This window comes from Burkholderia sp. Se-20378, from assembly GCF_017104665.1.
GTDB classification, from domain to species: domain Bacteria; phylum Pseudomonadota; class Gammaproteobacteria; order Burkholderiales; family Burkholderiaceae; genus Burkholderia; species Burkholderia lata.
The window spans coordinates 18,365-42,692 of the sequence record NZ_JAAGPG010000024.1; the positions used below are offsets into that span (position 1 = coordinate 18,365).

Annotated in this window: 26 protein-coding genes and 1 pseudogene; 9 read left to right on the plus strand and 18 right to left on the minus strand. The window is 62.9% G+C overall.

Annotation, left to right across the window (positions count from 1 at the left end; genetic code table 11):
- Window positions 1-55: 55 nt before the first annotated feature.
- The 8 genes and pseudogenes from G3N93_RS05645 to G3N93_RS05680 form a co-directional block, all read right to left on the minus strand.
- Window positions 56-2,143: an ATP-binding protein gene (locus tag G3N93_RS05645; RefSeq protein ID WP_307873392.1), complete on the minus strand. Its 2,088-nt coding sequence runs from the start codon at window positions 2,141-2,143 to the stop codon at window positions 56-58.
- A 70-nt stretch (window positions 2,144-2,213) separates the two neighbouring features.
- Window positions 2,214-2,450: pseudogene (locus G3N93_RS05650) on the minus strand (CfaE/CblD family pilus tip adhesin); the annotation flags it as partial.
- Window positions 2,451-2,927: 477 nt separating this feature from the next.
- Window positions 2,928-3,929 carry a fimbrial protein gene (locus G3N93_RS05655; RefSeq protein ID WP_206132476.1) on the minus strand — a complete coding sequence of 334 codons (1,002 nt, stop codon included), beginning with the start codon at window positions 3,927-3,929 and terminating at the stop codon, window positions 2,928-2,930.
- A 26-nt stretch (window positions 3,930-3,955) separates the two neighbouring features.
- Window positions 3,956-6,544: a fimbria/pilus outer membrane usher protein gene (locus G3N93_RS05660; protein ID WP_206132477.1), complete on the minus strand. Its 2,589-nt coding sequence runs from the start codon at window positions 6,542-6,544 to the stop codon at window positions 3,956-3,958.
- 104 nt (window positions 6,545-6,648) lie between these two features.
- The gene (locus tag G3N93_RS05665) at window positions 6,649-7,392 is read right to left on the minus strand and encodes a molecular chaperone (RefSeq protein WP_206132478.1); all 744 of its coding nucleotides are present in this window, start codon (window positions 7,390-7,392) and stop codon (window positions 6,649-6,651) included.
- 76 nt (window positions 7,393-7,468) lie between these two features.
- The gene (locus G3N93_RS05670; protein ID WP_241026413.1) at window positions 7,469-8,134 is read right to left on the minus strand and encodes a fimbrial protein; all 666 of its coding nucleotides are present in this window, start codon (window positions 8,132-8,134) and stop codon (window positions 7,469-7,471) included.
- A 295-nt stretch (window positions 8,135-8,429) separates the two neighbouring features.
- Entirely contained in the window at window positions 8,430-8,603 is a 174-nt protein-coding gene (locus tag G3N93_RS05675; protein WP_206132479.1) for a hypothetical protein, read from the minus strand.
- Between the two features lie 49 nt (window positions 8,604-8,652).
- On the minus strand, window positions 8,653-9,618 hold the full coding sequence (locus tag G3N93_RS05680) for an SDR family NAD(P)-dependent oxidoreductase (protein ID WP_206132480.1): 966 nt from the start codon (window positions 9,616-9,618) through the stop codon (window positions 8,653-8,655).
- A 139-nt stretch (window positions 9,619-9,757) separates the two neighbouring features.
- On the opposite strand from G3N93_RS05680, the gene G3N93_RS05685 reads away from it, so the two are divergent.
- Window positions 9,758-10,678, plus strand: coding sequence for an AraC family transcriptional regulator (locus G3N93_RS05685; protein ID WP_174932918.1), 921 nt, complete (start codon window positions 9,758-9,760; stop codon window positions 10,676-10,678).
- 359 nt (window positions 10,679-11,037) lie between these two features.
- Here G3N93_RS05685 and G3N93_RS05690 read toward each other — a convergent pair whose 3' ends face one another.
- Window positions 11,038-11,976 carry a response regulator gene (locus G3N93_RS05690; protein ID WP_206132481.1) on the minus strand — a complete coding sequence of 313 codons (939 nt, stop codon included), beginning with the start codon at window positions 11,974-11,976 and terminating at the stop codon, window positions 11,038-11,040.
- 231 nt (window positions 11,977-12,207) lie between these two features.
- On the opposite strand from G3N93_RS05690, the gene G3N93_RS05695 reads away from it, so the two are divergent.
- Window positions 12,208-12,681, plus strand: coding sequence for a thioesterase family protein (locus G3N93_RS05695; protein ID WP_174932914.1), 474 nt, complete (start codon window positions 12,208-12,210; stop codon window positions 12,679-12,681).
- A 13-nt stretch (window positions 12,682-12,694) separates the two neighbouring features.
- On the opposite strand, the gene G3N93_RS05700 is transcribed toward G3N93_RS05695, so the two are convergent.
- The 3 genes from G3N93_RS05700 to G3N93_RS05710 form a co-directional block, all read right to left on the minus strand.
- Window positions 12,695-14,137: a sensor histidine kinase gene (locus G3N93_RS05700; protein WP_206132482.1), complete on the minus strand. Its 1,443-nt coding sequence runs from the start codon at window positions 14,135-14,137 to the stop codon at window positions 12,695-12,697.
- Window positions 14,138-14,620: 483 nt separating this feature from the next.
- A complete protein-coding gene (locus G3N93_RS05705) occupies window positions 14,621-14,833 on the minus strand; it encodes a twin transmembrane helix small protein (protein WP_006489184.1) in 213 nt (70 codons plus the stop codon).
- Window positions 14,830-15,180, minus strand: a complete 351-nt coding sequence (locus tag G3N93_RS05710; protein ID WP_174957450.1) for a hypothetical protein — start codon at window positions 15,178-15,180, stop codon at window positions 14,830-14,832. The genes G3N93_RS05705 and G3N93_RS05710 overlap by 4 nt, the downstream gene beginning before the upstream one ends.
- Before the next feature lie 258 nt (window positions 15,181-15,438).
- Here G3N93_RS05710 and G3N93_RS05715 point away from each other — a divergent pair, with 258 nt between their 5' ends.
- Complete coding sequence (locus tag G3N93_RS05715) at window positions 15,439-16,203, plus strand: YoaK family protein (protein ID WP_174932910.1); 765 nt, start codon at window positions 15,439-15,441, stop codon at window positions 16,201-16,203.
- Window positions 16,204-16,290: 87 nt separating this feature from the next.
- Window positions 16,291-16,476 (plus strand): CopG family transcriptional regulator, encoded by a 186-nt coding sequence (locus tag G3N93_RS05720; RefSeq protein ID WP_174940540.1) that lies wholly within the window; start codon window positions 16,291-16,293, stop codon window positions 16,474-16,476.
- Window positions 16,477-16,515: 39 nt separating this feature from the next.
- Here the strand turns inward: G3N93_RS05720 and G3N93_RS05725 are convergent, their stop codons facing one another.
- Together G3N93_RS05725 and G3N93_RS05730 are read right to left on the minus strand one after the other, a co-directional pair.
- Complete coding sequence (locus tag G3N93_RS05725) at window positions 16,516-17,364, minus strand: spermidine synthase (protein ID WP_206132483.1); 849 nt, start codon at window positions 17,362-17,364, stop codon at window positions 16,516-16,518.
- Between the two features lie 43 nt (window positions 17,365-17,407).
- Window positions 17,408-17,752 (minus strand): zinc ribbon domain-containing protein YjdM, encoded by a 345-nt coding sequence (locus G3N93_RS05730; protein WP_021158207.1) that lies wholly within the window; start codon window positions 17,750-17,752, stop codon window positions 17,408-17,410.
- A 128-nt stretch (window positions 17,753-17,880) separates the two neighbouring features.
- Between G3N93_RS05730 and G3N93_RS41455 the strand changes: the two genes are divergently transcribed.
- From G3N93_RS41455 to G3N93_RS05745, 3 genes are all read left to right on the plus strand, one after another.
- A complete protein-coding gene (locus G3N93_RS41455; RefSeq protein ID WP_241026415.1) occupies window positions 17,881-18,378 on the plus strand; it encodes an HPr family phosphocarrier protein in 498 nt (165 codons plus the stop codon).
- Window positions 18,379-18,441: 63 nt separating this feature from the next.
- Entirely contained in the window at window positions 18,442-18,663 is a 222-nt protein-coding gene (locus G3N93_RS05740) for a hypothetical protein (RefSeq protein ID WP_011349748.1), read from the plus strand.
- 139 nt (window positions 18,664-18,802) lie between these two features.
- On the plus strand, window positions 18,803-19,345 hold the full coding sequence (locus tag G3N93_RS05745; protein ID WP_174932905.1) for a carboxymuconolactone decarboxylase family protein: 543 nt from the start codon (window positions 18,803-18,805) through the stop codon (window positions 19,343-19,345).
- A 284-nt stretch (window positions 19,346-19,629) separates the two neighbouring features.
- Here G3N93_RS05745 and G3N93_RS05750 read toward each other — a convergent pair whose 3' ends face one another.
- On the minus strand, window positions 19,630-20,631 hold the full coding sequence (locus tag G3N93_RS05750) for an AraC family transcriptional regulator (protein WP_174932903.1): 1,002 nt from the start codon (window positions 20,629-20,631) through the stop codon (window positions 19,630-19,632).
- 368 nt (window positions 20,632-20,999) lie between these two features.
- Here G3N93_RS05750 and G3N93_RS05755 point away from each other — a divergent pair, with 368 nt between their 5' ends.
- Window positions 21,000-21,554: a GNAT family N-acetyltransferase gene (locus G3N93_RS05755; protein ID WP_206132484.1), complete on the plus strand. Its 555-nt coding sequence runs from the start codon at window positions 21,000-21,002 to the stop codon at window positions 21,552-21,554.
- Window positions 21,555-21,609: 55 nt separating this feature from the next.
- Here G3N93_RS05755 and G3N93_RS05760 read toward each other — a convergent pair whose 3' ends face one another.
- Both G3N93_RS05760 and G3N93_RS05765 read right to left on the minus strand, forming a co-directional pair.
- Window positions 21,610-21,864 carry a hypothetical protein gene (locus G3N93_RS05760; RefSeq protein WP_307873393.1) on the minus strand — a complete coding sequence of 85 codons (255 nt, stop codon included), beginning with the start codon at window positions 21,862-21,864 and terminating at the stop codon, window positions 21,610-21,612.
- A 53-nt stretch (window positions 21,865-21,917) separates the two neighbouring features.
- Window positions 21,918-22,250 (minus strand): hypothetical protein, encoded by a 333-nt coding sequence (locus tag G3N93_RS05765; protein ID WP_241026417.1) that lies wholly within the window; start codon window positions 22,248-22,250, stop codon window positions 21,918-21,920.
- Window positions 22,251-22,885: 635 nt separating this feature from the next.
- Between G3N93_RS05765 and G3N93_RS05770 the strand changes: the two genes are divergently transcribed.
- On the plus strand, window positions 22,886-23,596 hold the full coding sequence (locus tag G3N93_RS05770; protein WP_206121572.1) for a response regulator: 711 nt from the start codon (window positions 22,886-22,888) through the stop codon (window positions 23,594-23,596).
- 132 nt (window positions 23,597-23,728) lie between these two features.
- Here the strand turns inward: G3N93_RS05770 and G3N93_RS05775 are convergent, their stop codons facing one another.
- Complete coding sequence (locus tag G3N93_RS05775) at window positions 23,729-24,211, minus strand: DUF1641 domain-containing protein (protein ID WP_174940544.1); 483 nt, start codon at window positions 24,209-24,211, stop codon at window positions 23,729-23,731.
- Between the last annotated feature and the right edge of the window lie 117 nt (window positions 24,212-24,328).

Consider the following 24,328-nt stretch of genomic DNA (forward strand, 5'->3'; position numbering starts at 1 on the left):
ACTCGGGCGGCGCTTGACCGTCGCACGCCAGGAGGCCGGGCCTGCTATTGCCTGACTATCCGGCCGATTCATCCACAGTCGCACCCACGTACGACGGGCACCACAACGCAATCATCTGCTGCAGCGCCGCCAGCCGCAGCGGCTTGCCGAGCACGCCATCCATCCCGCTGTCGAAGCAGCGTATCTGGTGTGCGTCGCCGGCGACCGCCGAGATCGCGATGATCGGCACGTGCCTGGCCCTGCGCGCGGCCTCGTCCTGGCGGATCATCCGTGCGAGCGCGTAGCCGTCGATGTCGGGCAGATTGCAGTCGAGCAGCACCATGTCGACGTGCACACTCGCGAGCTGATGCAACGCGTCGCCGCCCGTGCCGGTCACGATACCGACGCAACCGAGCGCCTCGCATTGGTCCTGCAACGCAAAGCGCACGGCCTCGTGATCGTCGACGATCAGGATGCACGGCGCCGCGCGATCGTCGTGCGCGATCGTTGCATCGATCCGTGTCGGCAGCGCTTCGACCGGCGGCACCGGCGACGCATGCTCTGCTGTCGCGACCGGCAACCTCACCGTCATCGTCGTCTCGACGTGCTGCGTGCTGTCGACCGTGAGCGTCCCGCGCATCAGCTCGACTAGTTCGCGGCATATCGCAAGGCCGAGCCCGCTGCCGTTGGCCGGCTGACTGGGCGACCGGTCCGCCTGCCAGTAGGCGTCGAACATATGCGCAACGCGGTCGGGGGCAATGCCGATGCCGGTGTCGTGCACTGCGATGATCAGTGTTCCGTTTCGGCCATGGCGAGACGCCAGATAGTCGACGCTCAGCGTGACGGAACCGCACGACGTGAAATTGATTGCGTTGGCGAGCAGGTTCAGCACGACCTGGCGTACCCGGACGGGATCGATCACGACGTGCAATGGCGACGGGCAGGCAACATCCAGTACCAGCGCGAGTGCCTTTTCCTCGGCCCGCCAGCGCACCATGTCGACCGTCTGCCGAACCCAGGGCCCGATTTCGATCGCTTGCGGCAAAAGCGTGACCTTGCGTGACTCGAGACGCGAATGCTCGAGTATGTCGTCCAGCAGCGTCAGCAGTGTTTCGGATGCGGACGTGGCCGCCTCCGCGCGGTCGGCCTGCCGCCCGGAAAGCGGCGAACGCTTCAGCAATTCCAGCGACGACAGGATCGTATGCATCGGCATTCGGATCTCATGGCTGACGAAGGCGAGGAACTTCGCCTTGTCGCGCTTGCTCCGAATCGCCGCGGCACGCGATTTCCAGGACAGGCCGGCGAGCAGCGCGAACGTCAGCAACGCCAGGACAATCGCGGCCACCTGCGGCGCGCGGTAATGCAGGATCGAGCGGAACGTCGGTTTGCCGTAGTCGCCCAGCTCGACGCGGTCCCGTGTGATCGCTGCCGTTTCGCTCACCGGAATCGCGGCAAGCGATTTGTCGATGATCGACGCGAGGATCGGCAAATCGGCGCGCGTGAGCATCGCCAGCGAGACGGGACGGTCGACCAGCATGCCGGACATGTAGAGCTGCCCCGGGAACTGCCGACGAAGGATCGGCAGGATCGTGATATCGACGCCGAGCGCGGCGTCGGCGTCGCCATGGGCGACCGCGGCAAGTGCGAGCGCCTCGCTGTCGAACGTCAGCACATCGAGCGGCACACCGCCATGACGGATGAAGTATTCGACCGCACCGCGCCCCTTGATCGCGATGCGCCGGCCCTTCAGCCGTTGCAGGCTGAAGATCATCGCTGAGTTGTCGCGTGTCACGGCAGTGAGCCGCCCGACCAGATACGGGGTACTGATCAACGAGCTGGCGCCGATGCGGTCCGGAACCAGTTCGCGCCACACACCGGGCAGCAGATCGACCTTGCCGGTCGCGAGCGCGTCGAACGCATGGCCCCATTCCGTGCCAGGCACCGCCTGGAACGTGAGCCCGGTCATCTTCGAGATCGCGTTCAGGTAGCCGGCGACGAGCCCCTCGTGTTTGCCGTCGCGCAGGTAATCGATCGGATGCCAGTTCGCCTCGGCCGCGATACGGACGACCGGATGGGCGCGAATCCACCGAAGCTCCTCGCCGGTGAAGATCGGCTTCCAGCAGACGTGCGCGGCGTGCGCGCTGGTCGATGCGGTGAGCAGCACGACGATCCATGCTCGAACAAGGCCGCGCCAGATTGGGGGGCGTGTGGGAAACACTGCTTCCATGGTCGTGCTAGAGGCTTGCCGCCGATGGCGTGAAGGTGATCGTCAGCTTGTTGCTGTATTTGCCCGGGAGCTTCCATGCTGACTGGAATTCGGGTGTTTCCAGTATCAGCGGCGTGGGCGTGCAGATGACCGGCACCGAAATGCCAGGCAGCGACACCGAGCGTCCGGCGTTGTTGTTCACGCCCTTAAGCCGCACGGTTTCGTTGTTCGGCAGCGCGATCTTCTTGCCGGCGTACGTCAGGCTCACGTCGCACATTTTTACGGTTGCCTTCACGTATTGAGTCACTTCCTGACCGAACCGATGTAACCATCGGATATGTTGGCGCTGGCGACCGACGAGACCAGCGGCATCGTGATTGTGGAGAGCAAAGCCATACCCACGTCCCGGTCATTTTCAATAGTAGTTTTCATAATGTATTTTAATAATAGCCTTCATCATTCGATCGATGGTCGAGCTTTGCTCCGGCCGATATCCATCCGTCTTCCCGCTGACCCGTGACATCCCTGATATCGATCAGTTATTTTTCTGGCATGCCGCGTCATCGGCTCGTGTCGCGATGGCCACACTCACGTGCGTGGCACTGCACGCTCTCACGCAATCTAAGTACTCGTCGACGGCGCCTGCCGCACTGTGGGGTGATCGGCCGCAGCAGATGCGATGTTTTATTGCATAGCGTTGCTCGAGTAGGATTCTTACCAATAAATGTACGCTCTTGTTGAACTAGTTGTAGCTCATCACGAAATTCAGTGAACTATTTGCCGTGCCTGGTTCCACTGCCGAAGACGTTTGATGGTAAGCCGCTCTGAGTGGAATATTAAAATTCCCACCAGCCGAATCATAGTTATTAAATGCGACATTCTTGTTCAATGGTGCGGGATTTCCGCCATCATCGAGAATTTGGATGCCAACACCCTTTGCTGTCGAGTCAGCGTCGAGCGAGACCACTGACTTAGCGGTATCTACGATTTTGGTGTTTGCTTTCAGCAAATAGGAAATCTTGCTGATGCCCTCGGGGCATTCCCTCAGTCCGATCGAGAAGTTGACGGGCACCAATGAGGTGCCGCTGCCTTTGAACTGCCCGACACGGTTTTGATCGCCCATCTTCACAACAACGTCCGGTGTTTTGCAACTGAGCGCACCGACACTAGACTGGTTGCTTACATTTATCGTGAAAGCGTTGATTTCTTTGTTAATACTAACATAGCCCAGGAGTCCCGCAGAAATACTGGCCCCTGCGGCGACTGATCCGATCTTTATTATCCTCAGAGTAAACGCAGTGTTTCCAAATTGCCACTTCCCAGCGAAATTTTCAATCCCGCCCAAAGAGATATCCCGAAGGGTTATATTATTCTGGTACCGGTACAGAATACTCCACGCGAGCCCCGTTTTTCCGATAGGTAAATAGCTGGCGCTGCCGGCACTGGCAATTTCTCCAACCGCGTTGATCAATCCCCATATATGATTGGCCGCGCATGAGTAGTCGTTCCCAGGATTCGAGACTGTCTGGCGCGGACTTTCCCACACAACTGTTCCCACCGATGCATCGCGCGGTACGTGAAGGTTAGTCGGTGCAGTAAACGTTAGTGCTTTTGTGGCCTGGTTGGGTTGAAAGGTGCAATTTTCAGAATAAGCCGGCGCTATGAAAAATATCACTAATGATACCAGTATAAAAATATCACCAAACAGACAAGTCCGGCTTCGAAAATAAAATATCTTCTTCATAAGTAATTGCCAGCAGTTAATTTTTATCAAAATTCACGTCCCAACGAAGACCTAAATGCTCGGCAATGTAAAGTTTGTCGAACGTAATATTTCCCAGCTTCGGCTTTCGGCAACGCATACGGTGCCTCGCACTGTCCATCCTTCCACTTGACTTTCAGTGTCCCCTGCTCGTGCTCCAGCAGCACAAGCGCGTTGCCGCTCGGATCGACGATGCCGAGTTGCTTGCCCGTTGCCTCGTCTTCGAGCCCCGCGCCGAACGGCACCGGCTGACCTTCGGCCTGCGTCACATTGAACTGCACGCGTCGTCCGCCGTTCGCCTTGAACACCGCCTCGACCACCGCGCCTCGGCGCGGCACTACCTGTTTGGCCGTATCGATCAATTCGACGTCCGCGCCGAGGTTGCGTGTGTCCGGACGCAGTGTATTGACGCGATAGGGCTGTGCGTAGGGCACGACCATGTAGCCGTTGCGGCCCACCCGAACGCCATCTTCCGTTCTCACGTCCGCCCCCCTCGCCCCTTCCACCTTCATCAACGCGAAGGTGTCGCCGAGCGAGCGGCTCAGATTGACGCCGCCACGATGCATCACGAGGGCGCCGGTTGCCCCAACGCTTGCGGATTGATAGTCGCGCGCATAGTTGTAACTGCCTGACAGCTGACCGATGTCGGCGTTGTGCGTCACGCTCGCGCCGGCGGTCACGCCACGACCTTGATTTGCGTATCCGGATTGCGCAGCGTACGTCGTGCGCTCGTTGAAACTGCCGCTCATACCGGTTTGCACATTGGCCGCGCCGGAACTATCGCGGCTGATGTTCGAATATATGCGCGGCGAACGCACCTTGTTACCGAGCGGAATCGACAATGTCGCCATGACCTGGGTATTGGCTCCCGCGTTGATGGTTCGCGTATCGCGCGATTGCGTGAAGCTCAGGTTGTAGCTCAACTGCTTCCAGTTGTTCCCGTAGCCGATGCTGACGCTTCGGCTCGAGCCAGGCTGATTCCAATAGGTCTGCTGGCTGACGTTCAGATAAACGCTGCCGTATTTGCGCTGCGGGCCAAGATCCTGACTCGTGGTCAGATCAATCCGCGAACGGCTACGTGCGGCCTGAAAGCCGCTCGCGTCGTTGACATCGCTGACATGATCGTTGAACGTCCGATAGCCGGCCGTCGAATAGCGGTATGCAGCCAGCGTGAAGTTCGTGTTGGTGCGCGAGAACGTCTTCGCGTACAACACACGCACGCTCTGACCCGTGTTACGCACGCCTTTCGCCCGGCTGATCGACTGCGTGATATCGAGCGACAGCGCCCCGATCGGTGTGTTGGTGCCGACACCCAGGTTGAATGCCTGAAAATCCTTCGACGCCTGGAAGCCGCCAGCCAGCGTCGTGTTGTCCGTCACGCCGTAGACCACCGAACCGGTCGCCAGTATCGGCGCCGAATCCTGGCTGCCCTGATACTGACCGGCCGAGAAGTTGTACTTCATGCGGCCCTTGCGCAACATCAGCGGCAGGCTCGAGAACGCCTGACGCGTGACGTGCCTGCTGCCGTCGGCCTCGATCACGGTGATTTCCAGGTCGCCGTTCGAGCCCGAGGGGAAGATGTCCGTCAATTCGAACGGGCCGGGCGGCACGTTGGCGCGATACAGCACGTAGCCGCTCTGGCGTACCTCCACCACCGCGTTGCTGAACGCCTGCCCGCGAATGACCGGGGCGTAACCGCGTTCGCTGTCCGGTAGCATTGCGTCGTCTGAACCGATCTCTACGCCGCGAATGCGGACGCTGTCGAACAGCGCCGAATCCGTATATTGCTCGCCGAGCGTGAGTTGAGATTTCAGCGACGTGATGTCGCGTTCGATCAGCGTGCGGTTGCTGTGAAACTGCGGCTTGCCGCCCGTGCCACCGCTCAGCGTCGATTCATTGCGCAAGCGCCAGCGGCCGATGTTGATGCCGTTCTGAAGACCAAGGAAGTAGTTGCGGCCGTCGCCCGAGAATCCGCTGCGGTTGTAGTTGCCGGTGAACTGGTAGTTGACGTATCCGGCGGCCACCCCTGCATCCCACAGCGCAGGATCGACATAGCCGCGCGCCGTGCGCGACAGGAATGCCTGAGGAATGCTGAGGTCGAGCCGCAACCGGCCAGCGTCGAAATCCACCGCGGCCTGATCCATCACCGCCGCCACGTCAACGCATGCTGCGTCGGCTACATCGGGCACGGGCTTGAGCGCGTGCAGGTTGACGCCGAATTCCTGAAGCATTTGCGCGGTCAGGCACGGCTCGACTTTGCCCTTCGCCTCATCGAAGCGAAACACGATATCGCGGCGCGTGACGAGATCGCCGTTCACCTGGATTTCGACACGATAGGTGCCGGGCGGCACGCTGTTGTTAGTTGCCAGCACCGACGACAGATCGGCTGGACGGCCACTGTCGTGCAGGAAGTTCGTATTGAACGCGAGCGTCACCGGAGCCACCTGAGCTACGACCATATCCGCGGTGCCCGCGTGCGCCTTGTTGACAACGACGAGGCCCATCGCAAGATAGAGCGGCGTTGCGCGCGGCATCCCGGCGAACGCAAGCGATCCGGCGGGGTTACGGTGCAGCGATTGGGGCGATCGGTCGAGCATCGGGGTTACACTTTGGTCGTTCTTGAGTCAGGCGGAAGAATCGGAGCTAACGCGGATGAATCATTCGGAGGCGATATTCGACGGCCTTGCGGGCATATCAACTTTCACTTTTCGACGGCTACCGGTGCGGCGGACTGACCGGTAGGCAACGTGACGCGGAAATGCTCCCGTCCGCCGAAATCGTTGACGATTTCGTAGCGCAATTCGGGAGCAGTGGCAGTGGCCGGCAGTTTGACCGGGATGCTCGCTGTACCGCCCGGCGCAACCATTCTTGCTTCGATGACGGATGTGTCTGAACCGCCTGAGCGCCATTTCGCGTCAACCACGGTAACGTGGTACAGACTCGAATTCGTCACATGGAGCACGGCGTTGCCCGATTCGCGTTCGAGGCGCCACTGCAGGCTCGAAGGCGCTTGTTGCGGATCGGCTTTCAGGCCGGCCGGCCGGTAGAAGACCTTGATTCGCTGACGCACCGCCAGTTGCAGGACGTTTTCGGCAGCAGCATCCTGTGGAATTTCCTGAACGTTCAACCACAACGCGGACTCCCGATCGGGCGGCACGCCGACACCCTCATAAAGCACGCGGAGCAGTTGCTGCCGTTTCGCGGGCACTTTGGCAAGCGGCGGGGTCACCGCGAAAGGCGGCGCTTTGCTATTAGCGTCGTCGAGCGGATCGAGCCAGGACTGGATAAGGACTTCCGAACCGTCGTTATTGACGACAATGGACGCCTCCTTGTTCTTGCCGTCAAAAATAACGCGCGTAGCGCTCAGGGAAATGGAGGCGTGACTCGCAGGCATGATCAACGCGCACGCGAGCGCCACGCCGGCGGCGAGGTATCGTGTTTTCATAGCGGGAAATAATGCGGAGAGGAGCAGCGAGGATCTCCGCTGCTCATTGACGGCGACCAGAAGGCCGATATCCGAGTTACTCGTAGCTCAGCGTGAACGGCAGGCTTGCGTTCGCGATACCGGCAGTGACTTTCGACGGATCTTGCGCAACGTAAGCGGCAGCAAAACTCACGTTGACCGAGCCGCCTTCGTCCGGCAGTTTGGTTTCAGCAAGCAGATCGCCATTACTCAGGTCGAACGCCGGTTCGCCGGCACTCGTGTCTTTGTACACTGCGATACTGACGTTTTGTGCATAACCTGGGGCAGGCGAGCCGCTGTTCACGCGAATCGACTTGTTGTCGGCGTCCAGCTCGGCGCCTTGAGCAGCAAACTTCATGCTGACTTTTCCGCCCTTCTTACACATGATGGCGAACTTGACCGCACTCGAACCATTCGCGGAGAATCTCGGCGCCGCGACGGTACCGACCTCGTCGGCGGCGATCGTGCCCATGTTCACAATGATCGAACGTGCATCCCCTGTGGCCGAACTCACCTTGCAGGTATCGTTGACGATCGTGCCCTGGAAGCTGATCATGCCGTCGACGCTTTCGCTACCGGCGGCTATCGCGGCGGAAGAGAACGCTACCATTGCGGCACCAGCGAGAATCTTTTTTGCTTTCATCGATTTATCAATGTGTGTAGGACGCCATATGAAATTGGCGCCTTTGTTGAAATACAAGGCCTCACGCTCCACGCGAACCATTCATTTGCCTTTCGCTGAAAGGCGGACGCAGTATCTCAACCGAGGCGGTTCAGCACCATAAGATCAAGCCTAAATTTCGGGCACGACCTTTGATCGAACATAGGCAGGTCGGCAGAACGTAGTGACCACGAGCCGATAACACAGCACGGGCATGGGGCCGCGAACGTCATGTCGCCGCGGCGCGGCAAGTCGAAAAATCAGATCAGTGCCTGCACTGTCGAGTTGTGCAAGACTGTTCCCGATCAGGTATGAAGCACAGACGACGTCATGCAGGAGATCCTGCTCGTCGGCACAATCAGCGCACTCGCCAACGCTGACGATCGACGAAGTGCGTGATCTCGCGGGCCCCGCCGCCGGCGAAATCCGCCTGCTGAACTCGATTGCCGCGATTACCGATCGCAGAGACGAGTCGCGCGCTTCGCCCGATGCGCGGATAAGCGGCCGCGCGCGGATCTTGCGCCGGCCGCATGCCCCTGTCTCCGCCGGCACCCGTGCATTTTTCAGTGAGCGTTCGAGCGTCAACGCCGCGCCGCAAAGGCATCGATCCCGGTCAACTCCGCGGACCATGCCCACAGACGCGCCGCCTCCTCCGGATCGATCGCATGCGGCCGCACACCCGATTCCTCGTTTCCCTGCGTGACAACCGCGACGTCACAATCCTCGCAATAGACACCACCGATCCCGGCAAGACGCGGCGACGTTGCCGCCCAGACCTGGGTTGCCGCACCCTGGGCAGGCGTCTTGAAGGTCGGATCGATTGGCTCGCCGTGCTCGTCCACCCAGCCCTGCGCCATCATCTCTTCGCGTGTCAGATGGCGCTGCAGCGGTGTCGCGATCTTGCCCGGATGCAACGAATAGGCGCGCACGCCAAACGGGGCGCCGAGCGCATCGAGTTGCACCGCGAACAGCGCGTTGGCGGTCTTCGACTGCCCGTACGCCAGCCATTTGTCGTAGCCGTGCGCGAACTGGACGTCATCCCAGCGAATCGGTGACAGCCGGTGCCCGAGCGACGACACCGCAACCACGCGGGCGCCGTCGCCCTGCGCGAGCACGGGCCACAGTCCGTTGACGAGCGCGTAATGGCCAAGATGATTGACGGCCATCTGCGCTTCCCGGCCGTCGCCGACACGCGTCTCCGGGCACGCCATGACGCCCGCGCTGTTGATGACGATGTCCACGTCGCGGCGCGCGTCGACGAACCGCGCGGCGAATGCCGCCACGCTCGCCAGATCGGCTAGGTCGAGCGCCGCGATCTCCACACCGGCGATGCCACGCGTTGCTTCGCGTGCGGCATCGGCACTCCGTGCGCCGACGACGACGGTCGCGCCAGCCTGCGCCAGCGCGCGCGTCGTTTCCAGGCCGAGACCCGAATGGCCGCCCGTGACGATCGCGGTCTTGCCGTGAAGGTCGAGATCGACCAGTACGTCGCTTGCCGTCGATGCGGCGCCGAATCCGGAATGAAGGGGGTGTTGCCTGCTCGTCATTGAAGGCTCCTGGAACGATGCGTGAAGCACGCGCCCGCCTGTCGGCCGCGTCACTGCACGAAGTCATTCTCCGACGATGCCCCCGGACTGTGAATGCAATAGAATCCGGTTTTTCGTCGAGATCGTCCGGAGCTTGAGCGTGGATCCGCTATCGGAAGTGCTGTCGCTGCTGGAAACGCGCGACTCGTATTTCACCGGTCTGAGAGCAGGCGGCGAGTGGGCGGTGGCCATTCCGCCGCCCGAGGGAATCAAGTTCAATGCGGTCGTCGAAGGAAGTTGCTGGCTGACCGTCGACGGCGCCGGGCCGCCGATCCAGCTGCGCACGGGAGACTGCTTCCTGCTCGCATCGCCGCGGTCATTTTCGCTGGCGAGCGATCCATCGGTTCCGCCAGTGCCTGCCGCCGACGTGTACCGGAACGTCGAACGCGGTATCGCGCACCATGGCGAACCGGTGAATTGCTTCCTGATCGGCGGCCGCTTCTCGTACGAGGAAGGCATGCCGCTGCTGCTGGGCAGCCTGCCGCCCGTGGTCATCGTAAGCGGCGACTCCGAGCAGGCGGCGGTATTGCGCTGGGCGCTGCAGCGGCTCGCACATGAATTCGGCAAGCCATCGCCGGGGGCGTCGTTGATGGTTCGACATCTCGGTCACATGATGCTGGTCGAGATCCTGCGGCGTTACGTGGATGACGGCGCGAACAGCGATGTCGGCTGGCTTGCCGGGTTCGCGGACGCCCGGGTGAGCACGGCACTCGTCGCCATTCATGCGGAGCCTGCGCGACGCTGGACGGTCGACGAACTCGCGACCTGCTGCCATGTATCGCGTTCGACGTTCGCGCTGCATTTCAAGCGGCGGCTGGGATTCGGGCCGCTCGAATATGTGCTGCGCTGGCGCGTGCAGCTCGCAATGCGGGAGCTACGGCGCTCGAACGCGTCGATCTCGGCGATCGCGCAGAGGCTGGGCTACGACTCGGACAGCGCGTTCGGACATGCGTTCAAGCGCATCGCAGGTTGCTCTCCCCGCGCGTATCGCCATGACTTCGCGAGCGAGTCGGGTGATTAGCGGGGCGTTGAAAACCCTGTCGGTCGGATGCAGGCCCGATCCAGCGTTTCACGCCGAACAGTCTGAAATTTATGGATCGTTTGTCGCAGCGGCTTGCGTGAAGCGCAATGACAACATCAGATCGAGAATCGATCGATATTGGGAGCGCGAGCAGACCGTTGGTCAACGGTCTGCTCGGAACGGATGTGCCGTCTAATGGAAAAATGGGCGGCCCTCGGAATAAGGTGCAATTAGAACAAAATCCCGTGCCGCCGATAACTGTCAACATTGACAGGGATTATTTCAATTCGAATGGCTACCGAGTCGACGACAGCATCGCCGCGCCGATCCTTTTCGTTTGAAAATGGGCGGATGATCGCTTACGCATGACGCCATTTTGCCCATGTGGGCAACTCGCGCTCGGTGGCCGGATCATCCAGACGGATCCAGCTATAAGACGTGCCGGGCCATTCCGGAACGGGTAGCGGGGCCGCGCAGCGAATGTCCGCGCGGCCCGGCCGATAGGCCTGGGATGGCCAGAATAGCGGCATGATGCGGCGCGCTTCCATGCCTTGGCGCAATTCGGCCGGCCCGCCCGCGTCGGACACGATATCGCAGTGGAACGACCAGTCCTCTTCGCTCCAGGCGAGAAATACACTTGGCGCGCCGGCGCCATCGAACATCAGCACCGCGTCCTGATTGGGGCGCCAGTAGTATTCGACGATGCCTTCCCGCGCGGCCACCTCATCGATCAGTTTGACGATCCGTGGATCCCGGTAGGTCGCCCCCGCTTCATGCAGGCTGATGTGCCCGCGGGCCGCGCAGCACTTGCGTTTCGCGTTGTCCAGCGCGGTTGCCAGCTTGCGCGCCATCTCGACGTCGGTCTTCTTCAGATAGCAATCGATCAGCCCCGCGTTGAACGCGGCCACCGCCTCGCGCTCGTCGGCGATGCCGGTGAGCAGGATTTTCGTGCAGTTCGCGTTGCGGATGGAGGTCAGAAACTGGATGCCGTCGACCTCTGGCATCGAATAGTCCACGACCACCGCGCCCACCGCCTCGAACCGGGCGGGATCGGCCAGCGCATCCTCGCCGATCGCATTCCCGCCGGTCTTCTCCGCACCGAAATAGTCCGCAGCCATGGGGGGCGTCTCCGCATCACGCGACGACACGAAGTCGAGCGCCGCCTGGGGGTGCGAAAAAAAGCGGTTCAGGCGTTCGTCCGGAAATGCGCCCCGCAGCGCCTGCAGGAAATCCGGATTGTCGTCGACGAATACCACGGACACGGGATAAAGCACCGGCTGCCTAACGAAGGGTTGCATACGAATCTCGATAAATCAGCAGAAAAAGATGCGGTACGGGAGACGCTTTACCGCGAATGACGATCGCGGCAATTATCCGGCGAAAGTGGGACGCACATCAACTGCTCGTCATTTGCCAATTCGGCATGTTTCAAACGCGCCGCTCATCAGATTTGCACGGGGAGAATCGGGCCATTCCTTCTCGTTGAAGGAATGCGCAGCTACCGCCAGTAGCGATTCAAGGAGTTATCCATGTTGACGCGAGACGCGATTCTTCACGTCCTTTCCAACGAAACGGCACATCAGTCCGAGAAAACCTTCCACCACGTGGTCGACATTTACCTCAAGGATTCCAATGCCTTCATGAACACCTATTTTGCACGCTACTTCGAATGGCAGGGCGTGTGCCGTGAACGCTGGTTTCACGAATGCATCCACAACAACCTGCTGGCAGCCGGCGGGGCGTTCGTGACGAAGCGCGCGCATCAGGAATACGTCCAGGAAACGTTTCCGTTCCAGCGTGTCGATTGCTTTCTCAATACGTTCGAGGTTCGGCAATGTTCTGCCTATCTGCTGTTTCGCTTCTACGTTGACGGACGACCGGTGTCGCTGGGGTATCAGCAAATCGTGTTTGCCGGTTCCGACAAGCGGATTCGCCGGTTTCCGCCGGGCATCATCGAGCGGGTCAAGGCGTATGAACTGATCCTGCCGTCCACCGCGAACTGAATGTGAGACCGACTTACCCGATGCGATAGCGCCGGGGAAGCGCCGGCGGATCGCGCAATGTGTCATCCGCCGGCGAACCGGGCTCCGGCAGCCGAATCGTGAACGTGGTCCGGACGCCGGGGACGGATTCACACGTGATGGTGCCACCGAGCGCTTCACATACGCGGCGGCAAAAACTCAAGCCCATGCCGGCGCCGCGACCGTGCGACTTGGTTGAGAAAAAGGCGTCGAAGATTTGAGGGAGCACATCGGGGGCAATGCCCGGGCCCGAATCGCTGAAACGCACCACGCAGTAACCGTCGCTGCGATGAGCGTCGATCTCGATCTGCCCACTGCCGCTTGCGTGGATCGCGTACAGCGCGTTTTTCAGCAGATTGAAGATGACGAAGATCACGAGCGAGTCGGATCCGAAAAACCGGATGTCCGTATCGATCGCGTCGACCGATACACGGTCTCGCTCACCCGGACGGAACGGAAAGCGATCCACCGCGGCGTCGACACAGGCCCGTATCGGATAGGCCGCGAAGCTGTGGCGATCGAGCCGGTCCAGCGTAAAGGACGCCAGGGACATCTCGACCACCGTACTCGTGGTGTCGACCTGGCGCCGGATCGACGACGCGAGCGTCGGTAGCCGCTCCAGCTGTCCGGGATACAACCCGTCGGCGCACAGCCGGTGCTCCACCGCCAGCCGATAGCCGCGCAGCAGCACCGGCAGGACGTTGCGCAGCTCGTCCGCGTGCAGGCCGATCGCCGCCAGCGGCGTGGCCACTTCGTGCGCGACCGTCGCGGCCAGGAGATAGGGGCCCATCAGGCCATAGCGGACGATCGACGTCGCGAGCATCCCGAGGCTGATCGCGATGAACAGCACGCCCACCGGATAGAACTCGACGCCGTAGTTCACCGCATAGTCGGTCGCCGCGAGCGAGTAGAGGCCCAGGCTGACGAGACATTGAGTGAGCAACTGCCGGACGTCTCGCGCTAGCCCCTGCCGCCGCGCCTCGATCAGGAGCCAAGCGCTGCGGCCGACCAGTAATACCGTCTGCACGACGTGCACCGGATGCAGCGGGCCCGCCTTGGGATACGGGCCAAAGAAATGCAGGCGGAATCCATCGACGACCGCATTGCTCGTGACCAGCAGCACGGCCAGCACGACGCAGAGTCCGTAGGAGGCGAATATGATCGGCCGCTCGTCCCGACGCGACACGACCTCCGTCACGAAATGATAGAAGGTCGTCGGCAGAAAAAGGATGAACAGATAGCCGGCCTTGACCAACACGTTGGCGACGTCCGCGTCGGTCGTCTGGAACAGGAAGGCCCACGTTCCCTGCCAGACGAAGGTCGTCGCGCACATCAGGGCGAACGGGACGGATATCCGCGTGAGACCCTTGGTGGCCAGCACGTAGAGGCCAAACCCGAGAAACAACGCAGATACAAACGCGGGCAAGATCGAGTACATATGCGTGAATCCACCATGTTCACTGGTCGCGCACCACTGAACTGCCTTGGCCGGTGCCATTTGCGAGAGTAGCACGCCGCGGCAGGCGGGCGAGCGCGGCGGGTTTGTCCGCGGCGCCTCCGCGCATCAGAATGGTTGATCGCGCGGGCGCCGGGTAGCGCAGGCCAAAACAAACTCGTCGCCGTTTGCGAAGCAAGGTTGTCACCTCGCCGGCCCACATTGGCCGGAAGGTGCGAAATCCCCGTGAATTCATGAGGTTGCACGTCGCGAGCTCACGTTGTCACTGGCCGTGGTCTTGCGAAGACCCGCGCAACTCCCCTGCGGTGGTTGCAGCGTTGGCAGCCTCTGTCGCGCGTTGTACGAAACCTGATTTTTGATCACACATCCACGACGTCAGGATAAGTATTCTTATCACAATAGCCCGATCATTGAACCAAACTCGTGTTTTCGCGAATGCCCCGCATGCAACGGGGCGTCCGTCGTTCAGCGCCCGATCGGCAACCCGGTCGGCTCGATCCAGCCCAGCTTGTAAGCGATCAGCAGCGACAGGAACAGCGTGACCGACAGCCCGACGCGCGCCGCGAGCGACCATGCCATCCGCTTGGACTTGCCGCGATCGTGATTCATGAAATACAGCGCGAAGATCAGGCTCGCGATGATCATCGCGAATGCCACGGAAACCAGCAGAGTTTTCATTGGTGATGCCCTTGAAGATCGGAATCGGCCTGAATCAGTTCGGCCAGTTTTTGCCGCTCGTCGGCGAGCCCGCCGACGCCCGACGCCGGCCAGTCCAGCGCGACGCCATTGCCCAGCGAATCGCGCACGAGCGCCTGGTAGCGCCGGTCGTTGATCCGGCCGTGGTCCATCGTTTCCGAGATCTCGCGCCGGAACGGCAGCGGGAAACTCGCGTACGCGCGCGACAGCGCCGCATATTGTCTCGCATCGATCTCTTTCGACGATGGTATGACAGTCCAGATCACCACAGCCACGATGGCCGTGAACGGGATCGCCGTGTAGCGAAGAATGAACTTGATCGGGGTCATGAAACGGTGGGCAGAAGGGATCGCGAAGGCGGGCGGCGCGGCCATGCGGCAGCGAAACCGCAGTCCGGCCGCGTCGGACGACATTGTACTGAAAGCCCTATCCGGCTAACAGAGTATGATAATGGCATTATCATGTTCGTCACATGATTCGACAGACCCGGCACCTGTGCGCAGGCGGCGTGCCCGCCCTGCCGCCCGGTGCCGGCCTGCACGTCCGCGCCCGCGATCCGCGGCGATTGAGCGAAGCCCCGAGCCCCTATGCCAGCGCAGTACTTTCGAAACCTGACGGGAAAACACCGCAGCGCGACCGCGAACCGTCAGCTCGGGTTTTCGCTGGCGTTCGTCGCCGGCGCGGCCAATGCCGGCGGCTTCCTTGCGGTCAAGCAATACACGTCGCACATGAGCGGCATCGTGTCGGCGATCGCCGACCAGACGGCGCTCGGCGACGTGCGGCTCGTGCTGGCCGGCATCAGCTCGCTGGGGTCGTTCCTGATCGGCGCCAGCTGCTCGGCGATCCTCGTCAACTGGGGCCGCCGCCGCGGCCTGCACAGCCAGTTCATGCTGCCGCTGCTGGTCGAGGCCGCGCTGCTGCTCCTGTTCGGGCTGCTCGGCAGCCACCTCGCGCTGTGGGAAACCTTCTTCGTGCCGGTGACCGTGACGCTGCTGTGCTTCATCATGGGGTTGCAGAACGCGACGATCACGAAGCTGTCGGGCGCGGAGATCCGCACGACGCACATGACCGGCATCGTGACCGACCTCGGCATCGAGCTCGGGAAGCTGTTCTACTGGAACCGGTCGGCGGTCGACGTCGACGCGCATGCGGTGGTCGCCAACCGCTCGAAACTGCGGATTCACGCGACGATGCTCACGTCGTTCTTCATCGGCGGCCTGGCCGGCGCGATCGGCTTCAAGCATGTCGGCTACGTGTCGACCGTGCCGCTTGCCGCGGTGCTCGTCACGCTCGCGATCGTGCCGGTGATCGACGACCTGCTCGCGCTGCTCCGCAGCAGGAGCAGACGCTGATCGCGCACCAGGCGCGTATTTTCGGCGGTGGCGCCGAAGATGGATCGATTATAATTTGATTAACATACCGACCACCCTCGCCCCGCAATGGAAACGAAAACCGCCCGCCTGACCGTCCTGATCGACCCCGCGAAAAAGGAAGCCTTCGAGATGCTCTGCTCGGAGCAGGATCTCACGCCTTCGCAAGTCGTGCGGCAACTGATCCGCGAGTATCTCGACCGCCACGGCGTGACGTACAAGACCAAGAGCGCGCTCGGCAAGCGCGTGAAGTAAGCGCGGCCGTACAGGCCGCGCCGGCGGCGCCGGCGGCGCCTACGTGGCGGTTGCGCCGCCGATTTCCCATCGCCCGTGCGGCTGCGCACGCATCACCAGCCGTTGCGGGTCGACACCCTCCCCGGCCTTCATTCGCCTCGCCGTGGCCGCCAGCTTGAGCTCGCCGGCCCGTGCACACGCGAGTGCGCGTTCGAGCAGGACACGCAGCGACGGCAGCCGGTTGCCGCCCTTCCATGCGAACGCGATGAAGTTGTTGTCGTCGCCGCACGGCACCAGCGTATATGACGCACCGAATACCGAGCGCAACTGCTCGAGATGCGCCGGCAGCGCCGGGTCGTCGTCCATGAAGTTGATTGCCAGCACCCCGGTTTCGCTCAGGCGCTCGTGGCATGCAGCGAGGAATGCGGCGCCCGCACAGCGGCCCCGCATGCCGTCGGCGACGAACGCGTCGTGCAGGATCACGTCCGTCCTGACATCCGCCCTTTCCAGATGATCCGCGCCGTCGGCGCTTACCACCCTGAACCGGCCGTCATCCGCGGGAATCCTGAAAACGTCTCGCAGCGCGATCACGTCCGGGTTGATCTCGACCGCGTCGATCGCCGTGCCGGGCAAGTGCCGGTAGCAGTACTTCGCCAGCGACCCGCCGCCGAGCCCGAGCATGCAGATGTGCGCGGGCTCGGGCTGCAGCAGCAGAAAGCCCATCATCACGCGCGTATAGCCGAGCTCGAGCCGCCCCGGATCCCGGAGCGACATGAAGCTCTGCGTGCCGAAATGGTCGAAGTGCAGCGAAAGCGCGTGCTGCGTCTCCAGCACGAACGGCCGGCCGTCGTTCAGCGGCGTCGCCAGGAGCCTGACGAACGCATCGTAGGAAATTCGATCCTCGGCCATGAACGGGCAGTCGATTGCAAACGGTCGATTGGAGCGTGCGCGCTCAGACTTTCTTCAGATAGCAGGCCTTCAGCATGAAGCCGCCCATGTCGGTCTTGCAGTCGACCTCGTGATCGCCGCCGACGAGCCGGATGCTCTTGACCTTGGTGCCCATCTTAAGCGTGATCGACGAGCCCTTCACGCGCAAATCCTTGATCAGCACGACCGAGTCGCCATCCGACAGCACGTTGCCGTTGGCGTCCTTGACGACATCGCCCGCCGGTTCGTCGCCCGTTTCGGCGCCGGCGCCGGCCGACCATTCATGGCCGCAATCCGCGCATACGGTCAGCGTGCCGTCCGGGTAAGTGTTTTCCATCGCGCATTGCGGGCAGGCGGGGGCGGCGTTCATTGCAGCTTCCATTCAGGGGGAGTTGGGTCGTCGATAAAAATGCCGGGCGCGCTGGCAGCGTCGCCCGGCCGGCCTGCAGGTGCCCGCCGACGGGTCGGCGGGCCGCCTTCGGCGCACACGACATTATAATGCAATACACATATCTTGAACGCTGTATTATAATCAGCGTTTTCGCGCCGTTCGCCGGACTTGCGGCCCGTTTCAACGAGAATGCCGACACATCCACGCAGGATGGCACACCCCGGCCGCGCTGCCGGCTTCCCTGGGTCGTGCGGGAAAGCGCGTTTCCAGCGTGCCGGGCGCACCGCCGGCCCGGCGCCGCACACCGATTTCGACGTTCCGTCCAGAGGCTTTCCGACATCGTGGCAACCGTTGTGTACGTTGAAATCGGCCCCGCGTGGAACCGCAACCGCGGCTACGCCGCACGAGAAGCCGCTGCCAACGCGGCGCGCGGTTTCGAAAGCGACATCCTGCTGATCGCGAACGGAATCAGCAGCGATGCGAAGGACAGCGCCGCCATCGTGGCGCTGCAGGTGCACGGCGGCACGTCCGCGCAAGTGCTGGCCACCGGCCCCGACGAGGAGGCCGCACTGCAGGCGTTGCTGCCCGTGCTGCAGGCGCGCTGACCCGCGCGCCGCCCGATGTCACGGCATCCCGCCCACCCCGAATCCCCTTTTCATGAGGAAGCGATGAGCGACAACTTCACGTCCCACACCCCGAACCTGTCGGCCTCCGCCATCTGGGCGCTCGAGCGCCTCGCCGATGTCCGCTACGGGCGCGACGCGCCGGCGCTCGGCTGGTCGATCGCGCGTGAGCTCGTCAGCGCGGGCTTCGTCAGTCATTCCGCACACGGCCGCTCAGGCGCGTCGATCACGGCCGAAGGGCGGACTTTCCTGAAAAGCCGGAAGTAGATCGCCAGCGGCGGCGCGTCAGCTTGATCCTTTTGAGCATCACATTGGCGATTTTGCGTCTTATGAGGATCGTTCTGCGCTTCTAAAGTGGAGTCACCCCGAACGAACGGGCGTCAACTTTCCGATCCAGGAGCCAGTCATGAGCCGCATCGCCATCCCCGCCATCGAAACCGCCACCGGCGCAACCGCCGACGTGTACGCGCAAGTCCGCAAGGTCGCCGGCGGCACCGTCCCCAACCTGTTCGCCGCCGTCGGCCATCTCGCGCCGAACGCGCTCGCGGCCGTGCTCAACGCCGAAGGCGTGCTCGCCGGCGGCACGCTGAGCAAGCAGGATCTCGAAACGATCAAGCTGCTCGTCAGCGCCGACACCGGGTGTGACTACTGCGTCGCCGCGCACAACCTGCTCGGCAAGATGACGGGCCTGTCGGCCGACGCGCTGCGCGCGATCCGTTCGAGCGAGCCGAACACCGGCGACGCGAAGCGCGACGCGCTGATCCGCTTCGTGCTGAACCTGCAACGGACGAGCGGCACGATCACCGACGACGAATTCGCGGCGATCCGCGAAGCCGGCTACACGGACACGCAACTCGCGGAAATCTCGCTCGCGATCGCGCTGACGATCTTCACCAACACGTTCAACCGTATCAACGACACGGTCGTCGATTTCCCGCCTGTGAAGTAAAGCCCGCGGCAATGCCGGTATGCGGGACGGCATGCGGTCCCGCTGCCGGCCGGCGTCCGTGTTTCGAGCGCGCCCGTCGCCGGCCTCGTTGCCGCGACGGGCGTTCCTCGTTGATCACGGTCGCAGACCCGCTCGGGAGGATCCGGGGCAATACGCGCTGGCGGCTGCCGCGCTGTTGATCGCGTTGGACAATCGTCGCGATGGGGCCGGCATCGAACCGCGCATCGCGCCTCGGGCTGATCAATATGTATTGCATGGAACCGGCGCGGGCGCCGTCTTCGCACCTACTCGACGTCGCCGGCCTCGCCGTCATCCGATGCGGTTGCGTCGCGCGGGCCGCCGAGCGATTGGCGCCGCCAGTCACCGGGTGTCATGCCCGCCCAGCGTGTGAACACACGGCGAAACGCGGCCACCGACTGATACCCGACGTCGGCCGACACGGCCTCCGCGCTGGCCGATGGCTGGCGCAGCGCATTCGCGGCGAGGCTCATCCGGATGTCCGTCAGCAGGTCCGCGGCCGAGTGCCCGAGTTTCGACTGGAAATGACGCATGAAGGTCGCGCGCGACATGCTGCACAGTGCGGCGAGTTCGGGCAGCGTCCATGGCTTCGCCGGATCGTCGAGCATCGCGACGATCGCGGGTGCGAGGCGTGGCTGGCCGGCCAGCGCCAGCAAGCCGGTCGGCGCCTGCCCCGATTCGCTGATCGCGCGTAGCGCGAGCGCGAACAGCGCCGCCGACAGCGCGTTCAGGATCGCGAGGCCGCCGAGCTGCTGCTCGAGCGATTCCGCGCGCATCAATTCGACGAGGGCGGTCAGCCGCTCGGTGGCCGCCAGCGCGTCCGGCGTACGGCTGTCCGTTGCCGCGCGCACGACGAGATCGGCCGGCAGGTGGCGCCGGATCAGCCGGTCGTGCGGCGGCGCCACTACGAAGCGCCCGCACAGCATGTCCAGCCGCTCACCGGTGCCCGCGTTCTCGCCGATGAAGACGTGCCCGCCGGGCCGCTTGACCGCCGGCACCGGCGACAGCCCACTGCCGTCGTGCAGCACGTGCGGGGAGCCGTGCGGCAACAGCACGAGATCGCCGCCGCCGAGTTCGCGCACCGTACCGTCGTCGGGATTCTCGAGGATCGCGCGGCCGCGCAGCACCGCGTGATACGGGATCTCGCACGCAGGCGATCGCTCATACGTAATCGCCCACGGCGCGCCGAACGCGCAGCGGATTTCGAGCTTCCCGGTGACCGTGACGAGCGCCATGAAGCGGCTCAGCCAGTCGGATTCGAGCGTCATGTCGGGTGGTGGAGACACATCGGAAGTGCGGCGCGCATCGCGTGAAGTTCCGATTATCGCGCGGGAAGTCGATCTCATCGCGCTCGCTTCCTGTTCGGCGCCATTGATGCAACGGCGTCGCTTCCGACCACTTGCCGCGTCACCAGTGCGGGTAAGGGTTTTGCTATCATTCCGGCTCCCCGTCTTGCCGAAATGGACATGCCCGCTCGCAGAGTGTCGCCATCGCCTGCCGTCAATCGCACGCCACCGCTCGCCGAGAAACATCGCCGCCCGCTCTGCCTGCGGGTGCGTGAACGGGACCCAACCCGCGCGGCATCGACGTGCTGACGGCCAGGCCGTCCCATGCCCCCTCCTTTCCGGAAACCCCGATGCCAGTCATTTCGTCCCCGCCCGTTCTCGACACACCGCGTCTCATCCTCGAAGGCCATCCGCTCGGCGACTTCGACGCGCTCGCCACGATGTGGGCCGAGCCAAAGGTCGTCGAGCACATCTTCAACGGCGAGCCGTCCGCGCCGCGCGACTCGTGGATGCGCATGCTCGCGTATCGCGGGCTGTGGCCGCTGCTCGGCTATGGTTACTGGGCGATTCGCGAGAAGGCATCGGGCCGCTATGTCGGCGATCTCGGTTTCGCCGATTTCCACCGGCTCATCGAGCCGTCGATTCGCGACGTGCCGGAAGCCGGCTGGGCACTTGCGACGTGGGCGCACGGCAAGGGTTATGCGACCGAGGCGCTCTCGGCTGCGCTCGCATGGCTCGACGGGCAACAACGGTTCGAGCGCAGCGTGTGCCTGATCGCGCCGACCAACGTCGCGTCGATCCGCGTGGCCGAAAAGGCAGGTTATGGGGAGCCGGTGCAGATCCGGTTCAACGACACCGAGTCATTACTGTTTTCGCGCGCGAGCCGACAGGCTGTTGTCGAGTGACAGGTTATCGCCGGCGTGCCGCATCAACTTGCGGGCGCCGGCGCGCCCTCGCTGTTCATTCCACCGCCAGCTCATAAAGGCTCGTAAAGAGCCCGTTGTCCATCGGCCAGCAGTTGCCGCAATCATCGAGCAAGATCCAGTCACCCGACTTCACCGAACGCCAGCCTTCCGGCGTAGCGACCGCCCGGCCGCCTTCGCGGGCCTCCACCCGATCATGGTCGCCATCGACGAACCACCGTGTTGCATCGACATAACTGACGCGTTTTCGAAATCGCATACCGCCACCGAAACGTTGAGAACTGGCAGGCACTTCCAAAGACGTGTCCGCGTATTGGGCATGGGTGTCGCGAGGGACCGTGATACTCACGAGAGCCACGAAGAGGATCGGGAAGTCATCGCGTCGGCCCCGAGCGACAGCTGCCGTGCCGCCAGCCGGGTGTCGTGCAACGCCTGCCGGCCCTCGGCGACGAGGGCTTCCAGCGTTTCCCGTGCGGCGGTGGAGATCCGGATATCGATCTCCCGCATCTTCCCGATGGCCGCGTGAACTTCGTCGGGTTGATCGGGCACCAGCGTCATCAGGAACATCGAACGTGTTTCGGCGGCCCGGACGGCCTCGCTCCAGTCGGCGCGGGCGACCGCGACTTCGATCGCGTTCGTGAGTGAATCGAGATTCCGGATGATTTGAAGCGGCGTCATTTCGCATTCCTATCAGAACATCGTACCGGCCGCACGTTGGCGCCTGGCAGGCCAGGGCAACGTCGACACCGATCTGCACGCGTTGAGCACCGTGCCGTGGCTTGTCGCATGGTCGCGACCCAGGGAGCAACTGCACGCCATCGGCCCCGCCTTCGCATGTGCATTCTCGTCGGCAACCGACCGGATGCCGGCGTGGATCACGCTCGCCACTGAATTTCCACAATTGTAAGGAGCCGGACCCCACTCCTTTGGTAATATTTTGTAATGATATGTCGAGCAATCTTTACCGGAATGCGGCTCGGGCGGGTGTCCGTTGCACGCACAATTTTTCCGCAAACGTTTTCGCGCAAACGACACCTTGTCCGGCATCGCTGCCAGCCATGCATCGGACATCATGCCGAGCCTTCTCCCCCGAGCATCGCCCCGTTCCACGACGACACGATTCCACACTTTCGTCCGTTCGCTTCGCTGCACGGCGGGAATGGATTGGCGTACCGGCGGGTGGGCCGAACGATTCAGATTTCGCCACATTCCACCGGAATGTTTCGCAGTATCATGCGCGTCTTTTCGGCTCCCTCATGTTCGGACTGGGCCTGAGCGCTCGCCACTTTCCCGTCTCATCCCCTCGTTTAGCGATGCCCATCCGAATCCTGCTCGTCGAAGACGACGTCCAACTGTCCGCGCTGATCGCAGACTATCTGCGCATGCATCAGTACGAGGTGGACACACTCGTCGACGGCACCGACGCCGTGTCCACGATCGTCGCGTGTCGCCCCGACCTGGTGCTTCTCGACATCAACCTGCCGGGTAAGGACGGCTTCGAGATTTGCCGCGAGGCACGCATGCGATACGACGGCATCGTCATCATGATGACGGCCCGCGACGAACAGTTCGACGAGTTGCTCGGCCTGGAATTCGGCGCGGACGACTTTCTCCACAAGCCGATCGAGCCACGCATCCTGCTCGCGCGGATCAAGGCCCACCTTCGACGGATACGCATGCGCCCGGACGATGCCGCACCGGCATCGCCTCATCGTTTCGAGTTCGGCAAGTTTTCGATCGACCGGGCGGATCGCAAGGTTCGCCTTCCCGACGGTAGCGCGCCTCGCCTGACGTCGACCGAATTCGACCTGCTGTGGGCGCTCGTCTGCCAAGCCGGCGAGGTGGTCAGCCGGGAAGACCTGACGCAGCTGCTACGCGGCATCGAGTTCGACGGCTTCGACCGCTCGATCGACGGCCGCATCTCGAAGCTGCGCCGCAAGCTGCGTGATGACCTGACAGAACCGAAGCGAATCAAGACGATCCGCGGCAAGGGCTATCAGTTCAGCAAGCACGCATGGGATTGATGCGGCATGCGCGGTGACGCGCTGTATGGCGTGCGACCTGTCGTGGCACACAACGTCACGCGTTGATCGGCTGCCCACCCGCCCCTGCGACCGCGACCATTCGGGTTCGTGCAGGTCGACAACCGGACACCGTCACGTACCCGTCGTCTTCTCGCCGAGCGCGGTAACGGGCGTCTCCGGATCGCGCGCAAGCCCTTGCGCGAACACCTTCAACCCTTCGAGCAACGGCGTCAACGCGTCCCACAGCGCTTCGTCGTGCAGCAGCCGGTACGCGCCACGCACGCCGGGTGCGACATGCTCGTGCTGCGCGGGCTGCCACGCGCCGACGTGGTGCAGCGCGTCGGCGGCTGCGAACACGGCCTTGCCGAACTGCTCCGGCGGAATGCGCGACAGCGCCATCAATAGCACCGCGAGATTCTGCATGCCGCTCTGCATGCCCGGCTTGTCGAGCGCATCGACGAACGTGTCGGCCAGCCGCGCGTTCGCGCTGACGACCTCGGTCGCCAGATGCAGGAATCCATGCCGGTGCAGGCTGCCGAGCAAATGTTCGAGCGCGTCGTGCGCGCTGGGCTCCGCGTGCGGAGGCGTCGTGTCGGGGGACTGACGTTCGGTCATCGGCTTTCTCCGGTTGGGACGCCACGTGGCCGCCGCGACGGCGGCCACGCGCGCCGGTTGCGTCTCGCTCGTCTGACACCGTGTGCCCGCCAGCCGCGGTCGCCCTGCGCCGCGACG